The sequence below is a fragment of the Paraburkholderia sp. genome (genome assembly GCF_049581445.1).
Classification (GTDB): domain Bacteria; phylum Pseudomonadota; class Gammaproteobacteria; order Burkholderiales; family Burkholderiaceae; genus Paraburkholderia.
In genome coordinates this window covers 1-16,772 of the sequence record NZ_JBAURZ010000152.1, presented here as the reverse complement: position 1 = coordinate 16,772, position 16,772 = coordinate 1, and the positions used below count along the sequence as shown (strand labels likewise).

General features: G+C 62.2%; 16 protein-coding genes. 7 read left to right on the top strand and 9 right to left on the bottom strand.

Going from position 1 to position 16,772, the window contains the following annotated elements; all coding sequences use genetic code 11:
• A partial coding sequence (locus WCA85_RS14360) for a TraB/GumN family protein (RefSeq protein ID WP_424064905.1) occupies positions 1 to 984 on the top strand: 984 nt, incomplete at its 5' end.
• A 14-nt stretch (positions 985 to 998) separates the two neighbouring features.
• Here the strand turns inward: WCA85_RS14360 and WCA85_RS14355 are convergent.
• The 6 genes from WCA85_RS14355 to pxpB all read right to left on the bottom strand — a co-directional run bounded on the left by WCA85_RS14355 (position 999) and on the right by pxpB (position 7,448).
• Positions 999 to 2,804 carry a tetratricopeptide repeat protein gene (locus tag WCA85_RS14355; protein WP_424064904.1) on the bottom strand — a complete coding sequence of 602 codons (1,806 nt, stop codon included), beginning with the start codon at positions 2,802 to 2,804 and terminating at the stop codon, positions 999 to 1,001.
• Positions 2,805 to 3,019: 215 nt separating this feature from the next.
• Positions 3,020 to 3,976, bottom strand: coding sequence for a DUF979 domain-containing protein (locus WCA85_RS14350; protein ID WP_424064902.1), 957 nt, complete (start codon positions 3,974 to 3,976; stop codon positions 3,020 to 3,022).
• Complete coding sequence (locus tag WCA85_RS14345; protein ID WP_424064901.1) at positions 3,973 to 4,725, bottom strand: DUF969 domain-containing protein; 753 nt, start codon at positions 4,723 to 4,725, stop codon at positions 3,973 to 3,975. Before WCA85_RS14345 ends, WCA85_RS14350 begins: the two co-directional genes overlap by 4 nt.
• A 255-nt stretch (positions 4,726 to 4,980) precedes the next feature.
• Positions 4,981 to 5,733 carry a 5-oxoprolinase subunit PxpA gene (pxpA, locus tag WCA85_RS14340; protein ID WP_424064899.1) on the bottom strand — a complete coding sequence of 251 codons (753 nt, stop codon included), beginning with the start codon at positions 5,731 to 5,733 and terminating at the stop codon, positions 4,981 to 4,983.
• 18 nt (positions 5,734 to 5,751) lie between these two features.
• Positions 5,752 to 6,798 carry a biotin-dependent carboxyltransferase family protein gene (locus WCA85_RS14335; protein WP_424064897.1) on the bottom strand — a complete coding sequence of 349 codons (1,047 nt, stop codon included), beginning with the start codon at positions 6,796 to 6,798 and terminating at the stop codon, positions 5,752 to 5,754.
• Positions 6,795 to 7,448, bottom strand: a complete 654-nt coding sequence (pxpB, locus tag WCA85_RS14330) for a 5-oxoprolinase subunit PxpB (RefSeq protein ID WP_424064895.1) — start codon at positions 7,446 to 7,448, stop codon at positions 6,795 to 6,797. Before pxpB ends, WCA85_RS14335 begins: the two co-directional genes overlap by 4 nt.
• Positions 7,449 to 7,775: 327 nt before the next feature.
• Here pxpB and WCA85_RS14325 point away from each other — a divergent pair, with 327 nt between their 5' ends.
• Positions 7,776 to 8,288, top strand: a complete 513-nt coding sequence (locus tag WCA85_RS14325; RefSeq protein ID WP_424064894.1) for a winged helix DNA-binding protein — start codon at positions 7,776 to 7,778, stop codon at positions 8,286 to 8,288.
• Between the two features lie 51 nt (positions 8,289 to 8,339).
• Here WCA85_RS14325 and WCA85_RS14320 read toward each other — a convergent pair whose 3' ends face one another.
• Positions 8,340 to 8,930 (bottom strand): 5-formyltetrahydrofolate cyclo-ligase, encoded by a 591-nt coding sequence (locus tag WCA85_RS14320; protein ID WP_424064892.1) that lies wholly within the window; start codon positions 8,928 to 8,930, stop codon positions 8,340 to 8,342.
• 20 nt (positions 8,931 to 8,950) lie between these two features.
• Between WCA85_RS14320 and WCA85_RS14315 the strand changes: the two genes are divergently transcribed.
• The 4 genes from WCA85_RS14315 to WCA85_RS14300 all read left to right on the top strand — a co-directional run bounded on the left by WCA85_RS14315 (position 8,951) and on the right by WCA85_RS14300 (position 13,865).
• Positions 8,951 to 10,921, top strand: a complete 1,971-nt coding sequence (locus WCA85_RS14315; protein WP_424064890.1) for a transglycosylase SLT domain-containing protein — start codon at positions 8,951 to 8,953, stop codon at positions 10,919 to 10,921.
• Positions 10,922 to 10,995: 74 nt separating this feature from the next.
• The gene (locus WCA85_RS14310; RefSeq protein ID WP_424064888.1) at positions 10,996 to 11,949 is read left to right on the top strand and encodes a complex I NDUFA9 subunit family protein; all 954 of its coding nucleotides are present in this window, start codon (positions 10,996 to 10,998) and stop codon (positions 11,947 to 11,949) included.
• Positions 11,950 to 11,982: 33 nt separating this feature from the next.
• Positions 11,983 to 12,630: a glutathione S-transferase family protein gene (locus WCA85_RS14305; RefSeq protein WP_424064887.1), complete on the top strand. Its 648-nt coding sequence runs from the start codon at positions 11,983 to 11,985 to the stop codon at positions 12,628 to 12,630.
• Entirely contained in the window at positions 12,627 to 13,865 is a 1,239-nt protein-coding gene (locus tag WCA85_RS14300) for a multifunctional CCA addition/repair protein (protein WP_424064885.1), read from the top strand. The genes WCA85_RS14305 and WCA85_RS14300 overlap by 4 nt, the downstream gene beginning before the upstream one ends.
• A 779-nt stretch (positions 13,866 to 14,644) precedes the next feature.
• On the opposite strand, the gene WCA85_RS14295 is transcribed toward WCA85_RS14300, so the two are convergent.
• Both WCA85_RS14295 and WCA85_RS14290 read right to left on the bottom strand, forming a co-directional pair.
• Positions 14,645 to 14,839, bottom strand: a complete 195-nt coding sequence (locus WCA85_RS14295) for a DUF2905 domain-containing protein (RefSeq protein ID WP_424064884.1) — start codon at positions 14,837 to 14,839, stop codon at positions 14,645 to 14,647.
• A 51-nt stretch (positions 14,840 to 14,890) separates the two neighbouring features.
• Positions 14,891 to 16,090, bottom strand: a complete 1,200-nt coding sequence (locus WCA85_RS14290; RefSeq protein ID WP_424064882.1) for a class I SAM-dependent methyltransferase — start codon at positions 16,088 to 16,090, stop codon at positions 14,891 to 14,893.
• Between the two features lie 13 nt (positions 16,091 to 16,103).
• On the opposite strand from WCA85_RS14290, the gene WCA85_RS14285 reads away from it, so the two are divergent.
• A partial coding sequence (locus WCA85_RS14285; protein ID WP_424064880.1) for an SDR family NAD(P)-dependent oxidoreductase occupies positions 16,104 to 16,772 on the top strand: 669 nt, incomplete at its 3' end.

The window sequence follows — 16,772 nt, the reverse complement described above, 5'->3', positions numbered from 1 at the left end:
GCCGCGAATACCCCGGCGCAAAGCGGGCGACCGGTCTTGCCGCTGCCTGCTGGACCGAATTCACCCGGTCAGCCGCGCGCCACCTTACCCGGCTTCAATCCTCCGCCTGCGAACTCCAGTGACACCGCGAGCGGGCCCGTGCGTACGCAGCCGGCGCGCATGCCTTTCTACGTCGCGACGCGCGGCACTACGACCATTTATCTGCTGGGCACGCTGCATGTGGGCGATCCGGCTGACTATCCAGCTGGTGAGCCGTTTCGCCGGCCGATTCTCGCGGCGCTAGCCGCCTCGCCGACGCTGGCGCTTGAACTGTCGCCCGATGATCTGCTGGTGTCGCAGGACGACGTCTCGAAGTACGGTGTTTGCCGACGCGACTGCTTGCCGCGCCTCTTGCCTGAACCGCTGTGGCGCAAGCTCGCCATGCGGCTGCGCGGTAATCCGGCCGCGCTCGACGAAATCAAGAAGATGCGGCCGTGGCTCGCGTCGCTGCTGGTGGAAACCTACGATTCGCTGAGCGCGGGCCTGCAGACTGAGTACGGCACGGAGGCACAGTTGCAGAACGTTTATCTGCACCAGCGCGGCAAGATTGTCGGGCTCGAGACGCTTGGCGAGCAGATGCGTGCTTTTACGAGCCTGTCGCTCGCGCAGCAGCGTGAGATGCTGGCGCAGGATCTGGTGCAGACGCCGGCCGAAAACGTCGCGGATGTGCAAACGTTGCACCGCCTCTGGCAGGTCGGCGACGCCGATGCCATTTCGGCCTGGCAGGCGGCGAAATCGGAGACGCTGGCCCGTGACCGACGCGTGTCCGATTCGATCGACAACAAGATCGTCTACGAGCGAAATCGGCGCTTCGTGTCGCGCATGCTGCTGATCGCCGGGCCGAACAAGCCGGTATTTGTGGCGATCGGGGCGTTGCACCTCGGCGGTCCGAAGGGTGTGCTGCAACTGCTGCGGCAGCATGGGTTTGTGGTGGAGGCGGGGTGAGGGCGGGTTGAGATCTATGCCCGATTGCTGCACAACGTTCGAACCACACTCGCCACGAGCGGCGCCCAATCCCCAAGCACCGCCTGGCTGAAAAGCCGTGCGGTGGGATACCAAGGCGAGTCACTGCGGTTTTCCAGCCAACGCCAGTCGGAGTTCGCAGGCAGCAACACCCAGACCGGCTTGCCCAGTGCGCCGCACAGATGCGCGACGCCGGTATCGACGGCAAGCACCATGTCCAGATTCATCACGAGCGCTGCTGTTTCGGTGAAGTCGGTGAGTTCGCCGGTGAAGTCGAAGGGCTGGAAGTCTGTGGGCGCGTCGGTGAGTTGCGCCTGTGCCGGGCCTTTCTGCAACGAGAACCACGCAATCCCGTCGAGTTGACCCAAAGGCGCCAGATCGGCGAATTGCATTGACCTGTAACGGTCGTTGCCAAAGGTCGGACTGCCAGCCCACACCAGCCCGATCTTGCGGCGCGTGCCCGCTGCCTGGTTCACTCGCTCGCGCCATCTCTCGACCTTGGCTGCGTCAGCAAATACATACGGCACTTCAGCAGGGATCGTGTTCAGTTCGGTGCCGACACACGAAGGCACGCTCATTAACGGTGCCCAGAAATCATATTGCCCCTCAACCTTTCCGCTCCATGCGCGACGTACGCCGGGAACGCGTTGCGCCAGCGGCAACAGCGGTTCGCGCACACATACGTCCACCGTTGCACCAAGATTCTCCAGTACACGTGCGTACCGCAGAAACTGCAACTGATCGCCGAAGCCCTGATCGCCGACCAGCAGAATGCTGCGCCCGTCAAGCGGTTCACCGCGCCATTCCGTTAGGCCCTCGACCGCGATCGCGGCGTAGTCCCCGGGGCGCCAGCGCTTCGCATATTCCGCCCAGCCTTGCGCGTAATCACCACGCTTTAGCAGCGTCCACGCGAGATTCTGATGTGCGTCGACGTAGTTCGGGTCGATCTGAAGCGCGCGCCTATAGAACACTTCCTCTTCGTCGAGCTTTCCCTGCGCACCGAGCGAGCCACCCAGGCATACCAGATTGGTGGGATTGGGGTTGATCGCAACCGCTTGACGGTAGTGCTGTTCTGCTTCGGCATAGTTGCCCAGCTTGCCGGTCGCGCTGCCCAGGTTGATGTGGGCCTTGGCAAAGCTGGGCTGCAGTTCGATGGCGCGCCTGAAGCGCTCGATCGCCGCGAGGCTGTCGCCTTTCGCGGTCAGCGCATTGCCGGCATTGAAGTGCGCCTCGGCGGAGTGTGGATCGAACGTTAGCGCCTGTTCATAGCAGGCAAGCGCCTCGTCGTAGCGTTCGAGCCTAGCCAGCGCGGTGCCGAGATTCAGATGCGCATCGACTAGAGACGGATTGAGTACCAGCGCCTGCCGATACTGATGCACCGCGCCTTCCAGTTCGCCTAGCGCTTGAAAAGCCACACCAAGATTGTTGCGGGCGTCCGCGAAACCTGAATCCAGTTGCAGCGCCTGCGTATAGCATCGCCGCGCTTCTCGGTGTTGTCCGAGGGCCGCGGCGACGAGTCCGCGGTTGCTCCAGCAGACTGCATCGGCCGGCGCGAGATCGAGCGCTTTGTCCAGCAGACTGGCGGCGTCGGCGTGGTTATGCCGCTGGTGTTGCAGCACGCCGAAGTAGTGCAGCGCTTCGACGTGGATAGGATTGATCGTCAGGGCTTCCTTATAGAGCGGCGCGGCGTGATCGAGTTGGCCAGCGCGATGCGAATAGAGTGCGTTGGCAACCAGCGTAGCGAGGTAAGACGGCTGCGCCGCGTCGTGATGTGCGTCGCAGCTATAAGGATGCTGTTCCATGAGAACCCGCTTGAAAGCGCCGGTTCGCGCATGCAGCGCGCCCTGGCTGGTGGAAGAATGAACATCCCCCAGCTTAGGTCCGGAGCTTTCAAGCTTCGATCAGACGCATCCTAATTTCCCCGGACGGTCGCCGCACGAGGCGTTTTTGCGGCAGCCGGTTATCGCAAAAATACCTTGTAGCGGGGTTCATGCGTGATCGGGTTCGCGTCACACCGCTACAGGAACATCATGAAATTGAGCAGGAAGATGTTCACGACCAGCATTGTCAGCGCGGTTGGCACCTGCACTTTGATCACCGCGTTCTTGTCCGGCAATTCGAGCAGCGCCACGGGGACCATGTTGAAGTTGGCGGCCATGGGCGTCATCAGCGTGCCGCAGTAGCCGGAGAACATGCCAATTGCCACCATCACCGCCGGGTTGCCGTGGAAGACGCCCACGAGGATCGGCACGCCGACTCCGCCGGTCATCACTGGAAACGCTGCAAAGCCGTTGCCCATCACCATCGTGAAAACCGCCATGCCGATGCAGTACACGGCCACGGCAACGAACCGGTAGTCCAGATTGATGTACGCGGTGGTGACGTGCGCGACGGCTTTGCCGACGCCTGCGTCGGAAAACACGAGGCCGAGCATGCCGAGCATCTGCGGCAGCACGGCGGCCCACGACAAAGCGTCGACGAGGCGGCGCGCTTCTTTCATCGACTGACCGACGGTGTCGCGCGTCATCACACAAGCCACTGCGAGAGCGATCACGCAGCCAATCCCGAAGCCGATCAGTGTGACGTTCTTTTGTTCGACCAGAGAAACGCCACCGAACACGAGGTGGCTTGCCGCCAGCGTGATGATGACTGTGACGACAGGAATCGTCAGCGCGGGAATGAAGAGTTTGTTGCCGAGCCGCAATGCGCTCACCTGACGCGCTTCGAGCGACAGCACCTTCGGCTTGGCCGCCGTCACACCGCCGAACCCGGCGATCAGCGCCATTGCGATCACCAGCACGCCGACCACGGCGGGCGGGAGAAAGTCGCCGATCAGAAAGATCAGCGCGTACAGAATCCAGAAGCCGCCAGCGGTGAGGCGCCGTGGGTGGTCTTTGTCAGTGAGGATCATGCCGCCGATCACGAGCAGTACGATGCCCAGCAGCCAGAACAGATAGTTGATCGTCAGCGTCATGCTTTGTCTCCGGTCACCTTGGCGTCGTCGACCGATGCGCTATCACGTTCGCGTTCAGGTTCACGCTCAAGCTCGCGGTCGAGTTTGCGGTCGAGCAGGTACAGCCGGAAGCCGTGAACGAGGAACGCGCAGATGGCCGTAGGAATGCCCCACACGGCGACGTGAATCGGCTCGACCTCGATGCCCGCTTCGCGCAGGAAGGTGGTCATCAGCACGATGGCGCCGAAGGCGACGAAGACGTCCTCACCGAAAAACAGGCCGACGTTGTCGGTCGCCGCGGCAAAGGCGCGCAGGCGGTAGCGCACGGCATCGGTGAGTTTGCCGTAGCGGGTTTCAGCCGCGCCTTCGGTCATGGGCGCGATCAACGGGCGCACCATCTGCGGATGGCCGCCGAGTCCGGTGAGGCCGACGGCGGCGGTCAGTTCGCGTACTAGCAGATAGACGATCAGCAAGCGCCCGGCGGTCGCGGCCTTGATGCTGGCGATCCAGGTCTGGGCGCGTTCGCGCAGACCATGCCGTTCGAGCAAGCCGATCACCGCGAGCGGCAGCAGGATGATCAACGGGATATTGCGCGTCTTGATGAAGCCATTGCCAATGTCGGTGAGGATTTGCAGCGGCGAGAAGTTCGCGGCGAGCGCGGTGACGATCGCAGCCACCGCGACGATCAGCATGGGATTGAATCGCAATACGAAGCCAATGATGATGACGGCCACGCCGATGAGCGGCCATAGATTGACTGCTGTCTGCATCTGGATCTCCAAACAGGGTTGCTGACATTGCCGTTCGTGGCGGCTAGCGCGCGGCGGTGCGCGTGGCTCTCGGCGCGTTCCCGGTTCGCGCTGTAGGCCGTCTTGCTATGCGCGGCTCTGTTTGGCCACGTTGATCTGATGCATCGGTGCGTCTGGTGCGTCTGGTGCATCTGGTGAATCTGGCAAACGCCCCGCGCGAGGCGGGGCGTTTGCGTGCCTTACTGTCTGGCTATGCGCTGCTCGAAACGTCGCGGCTCACGCGCGCACCGCGCTGGCCGAGTGCACCTCGATGCCTGCGGTTTCGAGCGCGGCACGGATGCGGCGTGCAAACGCCAGCGCATGTGGCCCGTCGCCATGCAGGCAGATGGTCTGCGCATTGAGCGGCACCCATCGGCCATCGACAGCCTGCACGCGTTGCTCGCGCACCATCGCGAGGGTGCGTTGCAGCACTTCCTCTTCATCTTCGAGCAGCGCGCCGGGCTCCTTGCGGGGCACGAGCGAACCGTCGGAGCGATAGCCGCGGTCGGCGAACACTTCTTCGATGGCGGTGAGTCCCGCTTCGCGCGCGGCGGTCACGAGGCCACTATTGGCGAGCGCGAACACCGCTACCGACGGATCGAAGTCATGCACCGCCGAGACGATTGCATCGGCGATCATCGGATCGCGGGCCGCCTGGTTGTACAGCGCGCCGTGCGGCTTGACGTGCGCAATGCGCCCGCCTTCGGCCTGTGCAATCGCCGACAGCGCGCCGAGTTGATACAGCACGCCGGCGTAAATCTCGCCGGCGGGCAGATCCATTTCCTTGCGGCCAAAGTTCTCTGGGTCGTTGAAGCTCGGATGCGCGCCAATCGACACGCCTTTCTTCACCGCCCAACGCACGCAGTCGTGCATTGCATTGGCGCCGCCCGCGTGCCAGCCGCACGCAATGTTTGCCGAACTGACAAGGTCAAGCAGCGCCTCGTCTGAGCCGCAGCCCTCGCCGAGATCGGCGTTCAAATCGATTTCCATAATGTCCTCTACTTGTTCTTACAACACTGCCGACGCCGGCTGGCGTGCGCAGCGTTCCTCGTGCATTGTGATCGCGGCATCGATCTGCCGCAGATACGCCCGTTCTTCCATTAATGCCTGACGCGCCTCGTGCGGTGTCGTCGTGATAAAGCGAATCCCACCGTTCAGCCGGACCTGCGCGAGTTTCCACAGATCGGCCTGGATGACCGCGCCAATCTTCGGATAACCGCCCGTGGTTTGCGCGTCGCTCATCAGCACGATGGGCTGGCCGTTCGGCGGCACCTGGATCGTGCCTGGCATGACCGCGTGCGAGAGCAGGTCGAGCTTGTGCGTGCGCTTGAGTTCCGTGCCGGCGAGCCGGTAGCCCATCCGGTTGCTGTTCGGGGTGACGAGCCATTCGTCCGACCAGAACGTTCGTTGGGCCTCGGCGGTGAAGCTGTCGTATTCGGCTCCTGGCAACACACGGATCGGCACCGCCCATGCCACGCCCGACGGATGCCGGCCGCGCCGTAAAGGCTCATGGACCAGCACGAACTTGCACCAGGCGGGCGCCTTCACCCCGAATTCCGGCGCTTGCGGACTAAAGCCGGGACGCGTCGATGACCCGCCGAGCGGCAGGCGATCGCCGTCGCGTAGCGCCCGGCCGCCCAGACCGCCGAACTGGCCAGCGAGGTCGGTGCTGCGCGAGCCGAGCATCGGCAGCACGTCGATGCCGCCGGCGATTGCCACGTAGCCGCGCATGCCGCGCTTCGCCGCCTGTAGGGTCAGTTCCTGTCCGGCCTCGACCGGCAGGCTCCACCATGAATAGACCGGCTTGCCATCGAGCGTCGCGCCGAATTCAGTGCCGGTGATGGCGATGCGGGTGGCGCGCGGAAAGCGTAGCACCGTTGGCCCGAAGGTGATTTCGAGGCCGGCTGCATCCGGCCGGTTGCCCACGAGTCGATTGCCTACTTCGAGCGCGAGGCGGTCGAGGGCGCCGCCAAGCGCGACGCCTAGATGCCGGTGGCCATGCCGCCCGAGATCCTGAACCGTGGTCAACAGACCCGCGCGAATCACGTCGATCATGAGTGGATCCCCGCTATCGTGAAGCGCACCCGGTCGCCGGGTTGCAGCAGGGTAGGCGGGGTCTGCGTCGGGTCGAAGAGCCGGGCGTCGGTGCGGCCGATCAATTGCCAGCCGCCCGGCGAGGCGGCCGGATAAATGCCCGTCTGCTCGCCGCCGATACCGACCGATCCTGCCGCCACCTCCAGCCGCGGCGACTGACGGCGCGGCGTGTGCAATGCCTCGGCGAGGCCGCCCATATACGCAAAACCGGGCTGGAAGCCGAGGAAAAAGACCACGTACTCACCCGCCGCATGACGCTCTACGACTTCGTTCGCGGACAGGCCGGTGTGACGGGCCACCACGTCGAGATCAGGACCGAATTCGCCCCCGTACTGCACCGGGACCTTCACCTCGCGGCCGATGTCCGGCAGCTTGCCGCTCTTGTCCCACGCCGCCTGCAACTGGCTGGTGAGCGCCGCAACGTCGGCTTCCAGTGGATCGAACACGATGGTCAGGTTGTTCATCCCAGGCACCACCTCCCGCACGTGCGGCCAGCCGAGCGCGGCCTCAGCGGCCGCCCAGACCCTCCGCTGGCAATCGAGCGTCGCGGGGGCGGGCGCCTCGCACACGAGCGCGGCGTCGCCGAACTGAAAGATACGTGGTTGGTTCATCGCTGGGTCATTCGTTCAGGTCAGTTGCATAGGTTGGAACCAGGTGTCGGAATCAGGTCGGGCAAAGAGACCGCTCTTCTCGGTTAACGGCATCAAGAGCCTCATCCATGAGTGACAGCATACATTCTCAATAAAATATCGACACTTTATCAATAAGCGTTTTCGCCAGGCACCCAGAACGAGGCGCGCGTCGTACACTGCGCTCTCAAAGAAAACGCCCGTTTGCCTCCACGTATTCCGCTGCGCAGGAATTTCCCTCGGCGGAGTAGCCGCGGTTCGGCTGGTTGGGGGCACCCATTTTCCGCTTGCGTATCGAGAACAGCCGTCATGTCGCGCCATCCCACCAAAATAGTCTCCTCGGAACACCTTGTTTCTGAAACAAGTGCTGAACTCTCCGAGCTGGAGTACGGGCTCATCATGGCGAGCAACGCGTTTAACCGCTGGATGGTGCGTTGCATGTCGGCAGCCGGCGAAAAGGACATGACCGCCATCGAGGTGTCGCTGCTGCACCACGTCAGCCATCGCGAGCGCCGCAAAAAACTCGCCGATATCTGCTTCGTGCTGAACATCGAAGATACGCACGTCGCGACTTACGCGTTGAAGAAGCTAGTAGCTAGAGGTTATGTAAAAAGCGAAAAGACCGGCAAGGAAGTCTTCTTTTCCGCCACGCAGGCGGGCCGCGACCTGTGCCTCAAGTACAAGGAGGTCCGGGAGAGTTGCCTGATCGCCACGCTCAAGGAGAGCGGGCTCACCAATGAGCAGATCGGTGAAGCCGCGCAATTGATGCGCAATGCTTCTGGCCTGTACGACACCGCCGCGCGGGCGGCGGCATCACTCTGAGTGCGAGACCGCGGTGACGTGCGGGCCGCTCATGATGCGGTTACTGCGGGCTCACTGTGGATAGCTGCCGGCTTCGGTGATGATCAGGTCCAGTGGAATATCGTGTGCTTCGCGCCCGAGCGCTTCGGTGCGGCATGCCTCATAGGCGATGCCGACTGTCACCGGTTTGGTCGCAACGGGCCATGCGGCCAGCGTGCGATCGTAATAGCCGCCGCCGTAACCTAAGCGATAGCCGTCGGCATCGAAACCGACGCACGGCACGAATAGCAGATCGGGGATCACTAGCTTATCGGAGGCGGGCTCGGGAATGCGGTGATGGCCGATCTTCATCGGCGTATCCGGCGCCCATGCGTGAAACTGCAGCGCCTCACCACGGCTTCTGATGACCGGCAGACCCGCTTGCCGATGCGCGCCGCCTGCCAGCCAGATCGCAATTGCGCCACGGGCATCGAACTCGCCAGGCAATGGCCAGTAAAAGCCGACACAGGCCGGCTGATGATGTTTCAACGCGTCGAGCAGACGGCGGCTCAATACTTCCTGGGCAGTAGGCGCGAGAGCCGCTTGCAGACGTGCTTCCAGCAGGATTTTACGGAGCGCGTTTTTCGATTCTGCGAGAGGGTTGCGTGCTATGCTTGGGTTCAATTCGCGCTCCAGAAATAACGATGTCAAAACGCCTTTTTCGAGTATATCGCGCGGCCAGTCTTGCGCTTGCCGCTGCGGCACTCGTCGCGTGCAGCACGGCCTCGGCCGTCAAGCCTGTTCCGCCTTCGCAACTCTCCAACGACGACCAGATTTTCGTGCAGCTCCGTGAAGCCGCACGCAATAACGACCCAGCCCACGCGGCGCAACTGGCGGCAATGATTCCGGACTATCCGGCGCCGTCCTATCTGGAGTACTTTCAGCTCAAGCCGCAGTTGTTCGATTCATCGGGCCATCCGCGCGTTGATGCGCCAGATGCGCCGGTGCTTGCGTTCCTGCAGAAGTACGACGGTCAGGCCATCGCCGACCGTCTGCGCAACGACTATCTGGTCGTGCTTGGGGCGCGTCACGACTGGAACAACTTCGATCAGCAATACGCTCGCTTTGTGTTGAACGACGACACGCAGGTCAAGTGCTACGCGCTTGAATCGCGTGCCGCGCACGGCGAGAACGTGGCGGATGCGGCGCGCGCGCTGCTGGTTGACCCGAAGTGGTACGGCGACGGCTGTGTCGATCTGGTCACTGCGTTGTCGATCAACCAGCAATTCAGCGCCGCCGACGTCTGGCAACAGATCCGTCTCGCTTACGAGCAGAACGACACCAACACCGGCAGCAAGTTGGTCGACGCGCTGGGCAATCAGCGTCCCGATCCGGTGCTGTTCGATCAGGCTGCGAGTACGCCGCCGTTGTTGCTGGCGCGCGGCGTCGGACCCGATCCGCAGTCGCATCAACTGGCGCTGCTGGCCATTACGCGCATGGCGCGAAATGATCCGGCCATGGCGGCGGCGACCTTTGCGTCGGTGGCGCCGTCGCTCACCTCGCCGGAGCGGGCCATTGGCTGGGGCACGATTGCTTACCAGGCGGCTGCCAAGCAGATGCCAACGGCGGTGGATTGGTACCGGCTGTCGGCTAACGCGCCGCTCCTGTCGAATCCGGCTTATGAATGGCGTACTCGCAGTGCATTGCTGGCTGGCGACTGGACCATGGTGCGCTGGTCGATTGACCAGATGCCGGCCGCATTGCGCAGTCTGCCCACATGGGTCTACTGGCACGCCCGCGCCCTCAAGCAGGCAGGCGAGACCGATCAGGCGAACCAGGAATTCACACAAATCGCGTCGGGCTATAACTTCTACGGACAACTCGCTTCGGAAGAGTTGGGTCAGAAGATCACCGTGCCGCCCAAGACCACGGTGAGTGATGCCGAAGTGCAGCAAGCCGCCAACACGCCTGGCCTGGCACTCGCGCAGCGCTTCTATCAGCTCAATTTGCGGCTGGAAGGCAACCGCGAGTGGAACTGGCCACTGCGCACCATGACCGACCGCCAACTGCTCGCCGTCGCGGAGTACGCGCGCCGTATCGAACTGTATGACCGTACCGTCAACACGGCGGACCGCACGAAGACCGAGCACGACTTCTCGCTGCGCTACCTGTCGCCGTTCCGCAATATCGTCGAGCGCGATTCGCAGTCCAATGGGCTCGATGTCGAGTGGGCGTACGGGCTGATCCGTCAGGAGTCGCGTTTCATCATGAATGCGCGTTCGGATGTCGGCGCAAGCGGTCTGATGCAATTGATGCCGGGCACCGCGCAACTGGTCGCCAAGAAGATCGGATTAGGGCCGATCTCGCGTGAGCAGATGAACGACATCGACACGAACATCCTGCTTGGCACCAACTATCTGTCGATGATCTACAATCAGTTCGACGGGTCCGCCGTGCTCGCCACCGCCGGCTACAACGCCGGTCCGGGTCGCCCGCGTGCGTGGCGTGAAGGGTTGGCGCATCCGGTTGAAGGCGCGATTTTCGCCGAGACGATCCCGTTTAACGAAACACGTGACTACGTCAAGAATGTGTTGTCCAACACGGTCTACTACGCGGCATTGTTCGAGGGCCGTCCGCAATCGCTGAAGGCGCGTTTGGGCTACATCGCGCCGTAAGCGTCGTGCCGCCTCGCGCCACGCGGCGGCACCTCACTCCAGCCGTTGCCGCGGCTTCCACCAGGGAGTCGAAAATGCGACATCAAGCCATTGCGATCATCGGCGGCTCCGGTTTCATCGGCAGCCATCTCGTCAACTCGCTAGTCGAGCTTGGCAAAGACGTGCGCATCGCCACTCGCCGACGCTACAACGCCCGCCATCTCACGCTGCTACCCATTGATGTGATCGAAGCCGATGTCTACGATCCGTTGCAGCTTGCGCGTTTCGTCGAAAACGCCGATGCGGTGATCAACCTGGTCGGCACGCTGCATGGCGGGCGCGGTACACCATATGGTCCCGGGTTCGCGCGATCGCATGTTGAATTGCCGACCAAAATCACGGCCGCCTGCGAAGGCAAGGGCGTGCATCGGCTGATCCACATGAGCGCGCTTGGCGCCGATTCGAATGGGCCGAGCATGTACTTGCGCTCCAAGGGCGACGGCGAAAAGGCGGTACATGCATCGAAGCTCGCCACGACGATCTTTCGACCGTCGGTAGTGTTTGGTCAGGAAGACCGCTTTCTCAATCAGTTTGCCTTTTTGCAACGGGTCTTTCCGGTGATCCCGCTTGCCATGCCGGACGCGCAATTCCAGCCGGTGTTTGTCGGCGACGTAGCCAAGGCCATCGTCAACGTGCTTGACCTTGACGCCGCCAGCGGTCGCACCTACGAACTGGGTGGACCGACCGTCTACACGCTCGAACAACTCGTGAAGTACTGCGGCGACGCGATTGGTCGGCACGCGCGCATCGTGCGTCTGCCAGACGCGCTGGCGCGACTGCAGGCGCTGACATTCGAAATGGCGCCTGGCGAACCGGTGATGTCGCGCGACAATCTGGATTCGATGAAGGTGCCAAGCGTGCTGAGTGGGCCGCTTGCGCCAGAGTTGGGTATCGAGCCGGCCAGTATCGAAACCATTGCACCGGTGTACCTGACCGGTGCGTCGATGCGATCGCGGTTCAATACGTTCCGCGCTAGCGCCGGACGTTGAGCCTTCTTTTTTCTTTTACTCTCTGCACGGAACATGAAACTCCTGATCGGTGACAAGAACTATTCGTCGTGGTCGATGCGGCCTTGGGTGCTGATGAAGCATTTCGGCGTCCCGTTTGAGGAAGTCTGGGTCCGTCTGAATGAGCCCGACACGAGGGAGGCGATTCTTGCCCATTCGCCGTCCGGCAAGGTGCCATGCCTGGTGGCGGACGATGGATCGTCGGTCTGGGACTCGCTGGCGATTGCTGAAACGCTTGCCGAACGCTTTCCGCAGCACGCGATGTGGCCGCGCGATCCGGTCTTGCGCGGGCACGCGCGCAGCGTCAGCGCCGAGATGCATTCGGGCTTCGGTGATATGCGCACGAACATGTGGATGAACATTCGCGCTTCATTTCCCGGCAAAGGCGCGACACCTGGAGCGCTGGCGGATATCGCACGGATCGACGAGATCTGGACCGACTGCATCTGCGACTACGGCGGCCCGTTCCTGTTCGGCGAGTTCAGCATTGCCGATGCGATGTATGCGCCGGTTGTGATGCGTTTCAATACTTGGAAACCGGCCCTTTCGGACATGGCTGCGGCTTACGCCGAGCGGGTCACGCAAGCGCCGGCGGTGCACGCGTGGATACAGGACGCGCTGCACGAGGGCCACGCGATTGGTTACTACGACAACCTCGCATGAATATCTATGCAGTAGGCGGGGCGATTCGCGACGAACTGCTGGGCGTGCCGGTGCAGGACCGCGATTACGTGGTGGTAGGGGCGACGCCCGAGCAGATGGTGGCGCAAGGGTACCGTCCGGTTGGCAAGGATTTTCCGGTGTTTCTGCATCCGCAGACGCACGAGGAATACGCGCTTGCGCGAACCGAGCGCAAGACGGCGGCGGGCTACCACGGCTTCCAGTTTTTTTACGCGCCGGACGTCACGCTCGAAGAGGACCTGGCGCGGCGTGATCTGACCATCAACGCGATGGCGCGCGAGGTGCGGCCGGACGGCACGCTGACGGGGCCTGTGGTCGATCCGTTCAATGGCACGGCTGACTTGCAGGCGCGCGTTTTCCGGCATGTCAGCGATGCTTTCCTGGAAGATCCCGTGCGGATCTTGCGGGTGGCGCGTTTTTCGGCGCGTTTTTCGGATTTCACGGTAGCGCCGGAAACGCTGGAACTGATGCGCAAGATGGTGGCTGCGGGCGAGGTGGATGCGCTGGTGTCGGAGCGCGTATGGCAAGAGGTATCACGCGGCCTGATGGAGAGGCGGCCATCGCGGATGTTTTCGGTGCTGCGCGAGTGCGGAGCGCTTGCGCGAGTCTTGCCGGAGATTGAAGGCTTGTTCGGGGTGCCGCAACGTGCAGACTACCATCCTGAGGTGGACACGGGCGTGCACGTGATGATGGTGGTGGATCATGCGGCGGCGCAGGGCTACGCGTTGACGGTGCGGTTTGCGGCGCTCACGCATGATCTGGGGAAGGCGACCACGCCTGAAGATGTGTTGCCGCGACATATTGGGCACGAGGGACGCAGTGTCGATTTGCTCAAGCCGTTATGCGAGCGGCTGCGGGTGCCGAATGAGTGCCGGGATCTGGCAGTGCTGGTGGCGCGGGAGCACGGGAATATTCATCGGGTGATGGAGATGGGTGCTGCAGGATTGGTGAGATTGTTCGAGCGGTGTGATGCTTTGCGCAAGCCGGCGCGGTTTGCTGAAGCGCTGCAGGCATGTGAATCGGATGCACGTGGGCGGTTGGGGTTTGAGCTTTCTGAATATCCGCAGGCGGAGCGGTTAAGGGTGGCGCTTGTTGCTGCTCGGGGTGTTGATGCGGGTGCTGTTGCTGCTGGGTTGGGGGATAAGCCTGCTCTGATTAAGGATGCGGTGCATCGGGAGAGGGTTCGGGCTGTTGAATTGGCGTTTATTGAGAAGTAAGGGTTTTTTGCCTGCGGCGCTTTGGGTTTTGTCGGTTTTGTTGTTCTTGGTTTGTTGGCCTTTTCTTGTTTTGTTAGCGGTTTATTTGCGTTGCACCTTGTTTGTTCGCTCACCGGCGTTGGCCTCTCCTTGTATTCTTATCGGTTTATTAGTGTTGCCCCTGTGCGGGGCAGCACTCACTTTCTTTGCGGCCGCAAAGAAAGTAAGCAAAGAAAGCGGCTCACACCGCCAGCCTGTAGGTGTCCACCTCGGCGGCGAACCGGCATTGGTCCGAGACGAGATCTGGTCTCGCGCCGCACACGTCAGTGACAAAGGACTCATTCAACCCACTCCGCACTGCGTGCGTCGCGGATCGGTTTGCAAGGGAAATCGGGCGATGCTCGAAAGTTGCACGCCCGCAGAACTTGCAGAACGGGTTATGCCTGACGGCGGGGCGCGCAGCGCAACGCTGGAACGGATGAATGCTTTGTCACTGACGCGAGTGGTGCGAGAGACCGTCTCGCCTCGGACCGCTCCGGCTGGAGTGCCGAGGTGGACACCTACAGGCTGGCGGTGTGAGCCGCTTTCTTTGCTTACTTTCTTTGCGGCCGCAAAGAAAGTGAGTGCTGCCCCGCACAGGGGCAACGCTAATAAACCAATAAGAATACAAGGAAAGGCCAACGCCTTAAGGCAAGCAGCACAGGGGCAACGCCAATAAACCAATAACAAATCAAGGAAAGCCCAATGCCTTAAGGCAAACAACCTAAGAAAAAGCTGTCTGCAAGACGAAACCCCAACCTTTATAAAACCCGAGCAAGAATTGACAAAATCATCGACAAAACAAGCGTAGACATAAAAGGAAACGGATACTCCTTCCCGAACAACCGAAGCGTAACGTCGCCAGGCATGCGCCCAATGCCAATCTTCCGCAGCCACGGCCAACAGGACGACAACACCATCACGGCGATAAACGTAGTCAACAGCCAGCGAATCATCACACGCCCCTAACGATACCGCCCGACACACACAAGTACAAACCAGCAAGTTCACAAAGTATGCGACCGATCCCCACTCGCAAACGCATCAAGGGTCTCTTCGATGCCCCGCGAAAACGCGATCACCTTGAACAGCTCCCCCATCTCCGCTTCGGACAACAACTTCTGCACCGCGTTCGCCGCCGGCAAAAACCGCGTGGTATCCGTTGGATCAATCTCTCCCAATACCTCGGTGATCCCCGCGTTCAATAGAAACCGCGCCTGCGACGTATACCCCAGCAGATCAGCACCCGTCTCAACACCCGCTTCGGCAATTCCGGAAAATTCAACGTGCGCAGTGATGTCCTGCAAGCCCGGATAAACAAACGGATCACCATGTGCCCGATGTCGGTAGTGACACATCAGCGTGCCCTGCGCGCGTTGCGCGTGGTAATACTCGTGACGTGGAAAACCGTAATCAATGAACAGCGCCGCCCCGCGAGTGAGCATCGTGCAGACCGTACGCGTGAAAGCCCGTGCGGCATCGTGCGTTTCGGTCAGATAATCGCCGTCCAGTTCGCCCTCCGCCTCAATACTCGCGAGCAACTCCGTGTCTTGTTTCGCTGCGACAGGCCGGTCGTCGAATGCGAACCCGTCACCGTCAACAATAACTCCGCGCTCTTTCCAGCCGCTTTCGCCGTGCACGAAGAGCCGCACCGGCATGGCGTCCAGCACTTCGTTGCCGATCACCACGCCCTCGAATCGTTCCGGCAACGCATCCAGCCAGCGTACCCGCGCCGCTAGCTCGGGCGCGTCGGCTACGATTGTCGCGCGTTGCCGTTCGCGCAGTTCGCCCGACAAATCGACAATCGAATACGTGTCAAACGATGCACCAAGCGCCTGCAGCCCGTTCAGCAGGCCCGCGGCGAGCTTGCCCGTGCCCGCGCCGAATTCCATTACGTCGCGTGTGCCGCTCGCTGCCAGCGCCTGTGCGACCGGTCGCGCCAAGGTGGCCGCGAACAGCGGGGACAACTCCGGCGCGGTGACGAAGTCGCTTCCATCCTCCGGACGTCGGCCAAATTTGACCGATCCTCCTCCGTAGTAGCCCAGTCCGGGCGCGTATAACGCACGCTCCATGTAGCGGTCGAACGGCAACCAGTCGCCGGCTGCCGCGATCTCCATGCGGATCTGCTCTGCCAGTGCCTCGGACTGCGCAAGCGCGCCTGGGCCGGGAGCAGGTAAACTGTCGGGTTGGTGAGCTTTCGGATTCATCCCCGTATTGTAAATGAGCGCTACTTTCGACACTTCCCCAGTCCACGCCAGCCCGGCAGCCGCTGAGCGCGTCGTACTGATTACCGGCGCCGCCCGGCGGATCGGCCGCGCGCTCGCGCTCGGCTTTGCTGGCCGGGGCTGGGACGTCGCAGTCCATTTCGGCACGTCGAAGCCGGAAGCGGACGAGGTGGTCGCCGAAATCGTCGCCTTGGGCCGCCGGGCCGTCGCACTGCAGGCGGACCTGGCCGTCGAGGCCGAGGTCGCCCGGCTGGTCCCGGACTGCACAGCGGCGCTAGGGCGTCCGCTGTGCATCGTCAACAATGCGTCGAGTTTCGAAGAAGATTCGGCCCAGGATGTCGGCTACGAGCGGCTTTTGCAGCAAACGGCGATCAATGTCGGCGCGCCGCTCGTTTTGGCGCGTATGCTCCACGAGGCGACGCCCGATGCCGCGCGCACCGATGAGTCGCTGCGCGGCGTCGTCGTCAATGTGCTTGATCAAAAGCTGTACAACATGAATCCGGATTACCTGTCGTACACGCTAACCAAGGCGGCCTTGCAAACCGCCACGGTGGCGCTGGCTCAGGCGCTCGCGCCGAAACTGCGGGTGGTGGGGCTGGCGCCCGGCCTTACGCTGCAATCGGCCGGCCAGACGCCGGACGGGTTTGAAACGGCTCACCGTGTC

Bases quoted from the DNA above. Each gene is read 5' to 3' on its own strand.
- WCA85_RS14355 (WP_424064904.1), bottom strand. From the start codon at position 2,804: ATGGAACAGCATCCTTATAGCTGCGACGCACATCACGACGCGGCGCAG.
- WCA85_RS14350 (WP_424064902.1), bottom strand. From the start codon at position 3,976: ATGACGCTGACGATCAACTATCTGTTCTGGCTGCTGGGCATCGTACTG.
- WCA85_RS14345 (WP_424064901.1), bottom strand. From the start codon at position 4,725: ATGCAGACAGCAGTCAATCTATGGCCGCTCATCGGCGTGGCCGTCATC.
- pxpA (WP_424064899.1), bottom strand. From the start codon at position 5,733: ATGGAAATCGATTTGAACGCCGATCTCGGCGAGGGCTGCGGCTCAGAC.
- WCA85_RS14335 (WP_424064897.1), bottom strand. From the start codon at position 6,798: ATGATCGACGTGATTCGCGCGGGTCTGTTGACCACGGTTCAGGATCTC.
- pxpB (WP_424064895.1), bottom strand. From the start codon at position 7,448: ATGAACCAACCACGTATCTTTCAGTTCGGCGACGCCGCGCTCGTGTGC.
- WCA85_RS14325 (WP_424064894.1), top strand. From the start codon at position 7,776: ATGTCGCGCCATCCCACCAAAATAGTCTCCTCGGAACACCTTGTTTCT.
- WCA85_RS14315 (WP_424064890.1), top strand. From the start codon at position 8,951: ATGTCAAAACGCCTTTTTCGAGTATATCGCGCGGCCAGTCTTGCGCTT.
- WCA85_RS14310 (WP_424064888.1), top strand. From the start codon at position 10,996: ATGCGACATCAAGCCATTGCGATCATCGGCGGCTCCGGTTTCATCGGC.
- WCA85_RS14305 (WP_424064887.1), top strand. From the start codon at position 11,983: ATGAAACTCCTGATCGGTGACAAGAACTATTCGTCGTGGTCGATGCGG.
- WCA85_RS14300 (WP_424064885.1), top strand. From the start codon at position 12,627: ATGAATATCTATGCAGTAGGCGGGGCGATTCGCGACGAACTGCTGGGC.
- WCA85_RS14295 (WP_424064884.1), bottom strand. From the start codon at position 14,839: ATGATTCGCTGGCTGTTGACTACGTTTATCGCCGTGATGGTGTTGTCG.
- WCA85_RS14290 (WP_424064882.1), bottom strand. From the start codon at position 16,090: ATGAATCCGAAAGCTCACCAACCCGACAGTTTACCTGCTCCCGGCCCA.